The sequence below is a fragment of the Streptococcus sp. genome, from assembly GCF_019414905.1.
Classification (GTDB): Bacteria; Bacillota; Bacilli; order Lactobacillales; family Streptococcaceae; genus Streptococcus.
The window spans coordinates 1-3,751 of record NZ_DXLC01000022.1; the positions used below are offsets into that span (position 1 = coordinate 1).

The following is a 3,751-nucleotide window of genomic DNA, read 5'->3' on the forward strand; positions in this document are numbered from 1 at the left end:
CTATTCCAAGTAGCAGGGAGAGATAATTCGCTTTTGAACGTCCCTCTCGCTTCAACAAAATGACCCCATTATAGATTAGAAAGATGCCACTTAGAAAAAGCAAAAAAGGAAGTAAAATAAAGGGAAATATAAAAAAAGCGAAATGAATCTTCTCATACCCATTTTGATAAAAAAGGTAGCCTAGATAAAAATAACTGGAAATGAGGGATAATAAGAATAATACTGGATTCCACAAACTTCTATTATCCTTCCAAAATGACACTATAAATGCTAATACAATTCCTATAACGAGATACATTTCTTCCTCCTTTAATAACTACATTTTATCATAATTATCTAAAGAGAAAAAGAGGGCATCTATCCCTCTTACTCCTTCATCTGACTCTCTGCATCTGCCACGACTTGTTCTAGACTGGTCTGACCAAGTTCAGCCTCCATCGCCAACTGAATTCTCTCCAATTTTTGATCCAAAACATCATGAATATGAGCTCCTACAGGGCAATTTGGATTTGGATTGTCATGGAAACTGAAGAGTTGACCAGTCTTACCAAGACACTCAACCGCCTGATAAACATCTAATAGACTAATGTCTTTGAGATCCTTAACAATCTCTGTTCCGCCTGTTCCACGCGCTACTGAAATCAGCTCTGCCTTCTTCAACTGGGACAAGGTCTTTCTGATAATGACAGGATTGACCCCGACACTAGCAGCCAGAAAATCACTGGTCACCTTACTTTCCTTCCCCTTGAGGGCAATAATTATCAGCATATGAGTCGCAATAGTAAATCTACTTGGAATTTGCATCCTCTTCTCCTTTTTACGAGGCTACCCTGCCTCTACTCTTCTTTTTCTATTATTATACCCTTTTTAGTTGTAATGTCAATCGTTACCACTTTTCAACCAGGCATCTAATTCCCTATCATAACCCTCTTTCTGGGCCAGTTCTCTCAAAAATTCCTGATGATGAGTATGGTGGATACCATTGACCAGACTTTCATAATAAACCTCAAAATAAGGAAGGTTGAGGTCTTTAGCCAGTTGCAATTCAGCTACCACATCGTAGTCTACCCGTCGGAAGTCCATATCTACCAAGCCCTTGTCATCAAATTCTAAAATCATATACTGGGCTCGCAAGTCCTTCCGTAACTGGGCATCTAGAAAGAAAGGCTGCCCAATCGAACCCGGATTGACAATTAATTGCCCACCAGTCCCGTAACGAAGCAACTGCTGGTGAATATGACCATATACAGCGATATCACAAGGCGGATTGGTCACCAAACGGTCAAAATCCTCTTGCGTTCCAGTATGAATCAACTCTCTCCCCCAGTTCTTATCAGGCAGATGATGGCTAATTCCAACTGTCAAATTCCCAAACTGACGATGAATCTGGAGTGGTTGATTGTGGAGCAGTTCAATTTCTTCTAGGGAAATTTCCTCTAAAACATACTGGCACTGGCGTAAAAGATAGCGTTGACTGGGACGAGTACTATCCAATTCCTTGCGGACACCATGCCAAAGACTGTCTTCCCAGTTTCCCAAAACTCTAGCCGTAATCGGTAGTTGAGCCAACAAGTCCAAAATCCTTCTACGCCCTGTTCCTGGCATGAGAATGTCTCCCAAAAGCCAGTATTCATCCACTCCTAGCTCCCGAGCATCTGCCAAAACTGCCTCTAAAGCAGTGGTATTGCCATGAATATCTGAAAGAAGAGCTATTTTCGTCATATCCATCTCCTCGTTTTTTCTCTTGCAATAAGTATAACATAAAAAGTCACAGCTAGAGAAATCTAGCTTTTTTTGATATACTAGATAAAGATATTAGACAAGAGGAAACGAATGACCCCGAATAAAGAAGATTATCTAAAGTGTATTTATGAAATTGGCATAGACCTGCATAAAATTACCAACAAGGAAATTGCGGCCCGCATGCAAGTCTCTCCCCCTGCCGTAACTGAAATGATTAAACGGATGAAGAGCGAAAACCTCATCCTTAAGGACAAGGAATGTGGCTATCTACTGACTGACCTCGGCCTCAAATTGGTCTCTGAGCTCTATCGTAAGCATCGCTTGATTGAAGTTTTTCTAGTCCATCATTTAGACTATACGAGTGACCAGATTCACGAGGAAGCTGAAGTCTTGGAACATACTGTCTCTGACCTGTTCGTGGAAAGACTGGATAAATTGCTAGGATTTCCCAAGACCTGCCCTCACGGAGGAACTATTCCTGCCAAGGGAGAACTCTTAGTTGAAATCAATAACCTGCCACTAGCTGACATCAAGGAAGCTGGCTCCTATCGCCTAACTCGGGTGCACGATAGTTTTGACATTCTCAGTTATCTGGACAAGCACTCACTTCACATCGGTGACCATATCCAAGTCAAGCAGTTTGATGGCTTTAGCAATACCTTCACTATCCTCAGTAAAGACGAGGACTTACAAGTAAGTATGGACATTGCCAAACAACTCTATGTCGAGAGAATCGACTAATTTCTCCAATCCCCTACCAACCCTGAAAATCAAATTTTCAGGGTTTTATTTCTAGCATTTGATTTTGCTTTCATTTAGTTGTAGAATGTTTGTAAAAAACAAGAAAGATAGTTTAAACTATGAAAAAATCACTAAAAATTTTTGCTACATCTAAATGGTTCGACCTCTTCGGGGTTGCTTTGGTCGTTGGGATTGCGATTGCATCTGGTTACCTCAACTCACGCCTCGATAAATTCGTAGATTGGGGACCATGGACAGCTCTTGTACCCTTTGGATTGATTTCCGTAACCAACGTTGGGATTTCCATGTTGTCCACTCGTTTCACGGGGAAATTAAGCAAATGGGGAAATTACTTTGGTATTGTTAATACCATTTTGTCCGGTGCTATTGATTATATCCTTGGAAATAAGGCGGCCATTATCACCTATCCTGTCACCTTCCTCATTTATACCTTTGCGATTAAGAAATGGGAAGCTTCGCAAGAAGGCAGACCCAACCAAATGAGCCAAAAACAGCTAAAATTGGCGGCCATCATTATTTCCATCATCGCCTTCCTCTTTGCCTTTGTGACAAACTATATCGGCTATGGGGGCAAGATGAATCTCCTTGCCTACGTAACAACTATTGCCTTTGCACTGTCCCTCATTGCAAATGCTTTGAACGCATTGAAACTAACAACTCAGTGGGGCTTTTGGTTGATTTACAATTTCGTTCAGCTGACAAAAGCTGGTATTCAAGGAAACTTCGCCAATATCGGTAAATACATCTTTTATATCCTCAATGCAATCGGAGCTTTATTTGTCTGGAATGATGAAGAAGTTAGATAATAGAACAAAACTCAAATAAAGAATACTAGCCAACTTAAGAGAATCTCCCTTCTGCTATTTTTATCATTTTAGTTGTAACTTCTATTCTTTTGGAGTAGAATGAAGATAGATAAAAGAGGGAGGTCATCTTATGAAAAATCTCTTTAGAATCCATTTTACAGCAATTGCAGTTATCGATTTGCTACTATTTGCATTTTTTACCACTAGACCCGAGACAGCTTTAGAATGGCTCTTGCTCTCTGGTTTTATTTTCCTCCTTGCTCAGGGACTCCTGCTATTTCGCTTGGTTTTCCGACTCAAACATCAATTCGCTGAGATTTATCCTCAAATCAATAAAAAGATTCGCTTCTATTATTTAGGAGTTCTCACCATTGATTTTCTATTTTTTATCCTTTTAGCCTTCACTAGTTCTCAGCGTTCTCCCTCTCTTATGCCAATTG

Annotated in this window: 5 protein-coding genes and 1 pseudogene; 3 read left to right on the forward strand and 3 right to left on the reverse strand. The window is 40.3% G+C overall.

The genetic code is table 11. The features are described 5' to 3' along the window. The 3 genes and pseudogenes from QZ359_RS00475 to QZ359_RS00485 form a co-directional block, all read right to left on the reverse strand. A pseudogene (locus QZ359_RS00475) lies at window positions 1-298 on the reverse strand (hypothetical protein); the annotation flags it as partial. A 68-nt stretch (window positions 299-366) separates the two neighbouring features. Further along, entirely contained in the window at window positions 367-804 is a 438-nt protein-coding gene (locus tag QZ359_RS00480) for an Rrf2 family transcriptional regulator (protein WP_001166796.1), read from the reverse strand. Between the two features lie 75 nt (window positions 805-879). Next, complete coding sequence (locus QZ359_RS00485; protein ID WP_293951764.1) at window positions 880-1,722, reverse strand: metallophosphoesterase family protein; 843 nt, start codon at window positions 1,720-1,722, stop codon at window positions 880-882. Between the two features lie 111 nt (window positions 1,723-1,833). On the opposite strand from QZ359_RS00485, the gene QZ359_RS00490 reads away from it, so the two are divergent. The 3 genes from QZ359_RS00490 to QZ359_RS00500 form a co-directional block, all read left to right on the forward strand. Further along, window positions 1,834-2,484 (forward strand): metal-dependent transcriptional regulator, encoded by a 651-nt coding sequence (locus tag QZ359_RS00490; protein WP_265473025.1) that lies wholly within the window; start codon window positions 1,834-1,836, stop codon window positions 2,482-2,484. Window positions 2,485-2,603: 119 nt separating this feature from the next. Next, window positions 2,604-3,311 (forward strand): nicotinamide mononucleotide transporter, encoded by a 708-nt coding sequence (locus QZ359_RS00495; protein ID WP_194251494.1) that lies wholly within the window; start codon window positions 2,604-2,606, stop codon window positions 3,309-3,311. 130 nt (window positions 3,312-3,441) lie between these two features. After that, window positions 3,442-3,751: hypothetical protein (locus tag QZ359_RS00500; RefSeq protein ID WP_293951768.1), on the forward strand; the 310-nt coding region annotated here is incomplete at its 3' end.

What these genes read in the sequence shown, in the direction of transcription:
- QZ359_RS00495 (WP_194251494.1), top strand. Translation starts at nt 2,604, where the DNA reads ATGAAAAAATCACTAAAAATTTTTGCTACATCTAAATGGTTCGACCTC.
- QZ359_RS00480 (WP_001166796.1), bottom strand. Translation starts at nt 804, where the DNA reads ATGCAAATTCCAAGTAGATTTACTATTGCGACTCATATGCTGATAATT.
- QZ359_RS00485 (WP_293951764.1), bottom strand. Translation starts at nt 1,722, where the DNA reads ATGACGAAAATAGCTCTTCTTTCAGATATTCATGGCAATACCACTGCT.
- QZ359_RS00490 (WP_265473025.1), top strand. Translation starts at nt 1,834, where the DNA reads ATGACCCCGAATAAAGAAGATTATCTAAAGTGTATTTATGAAATTGGC.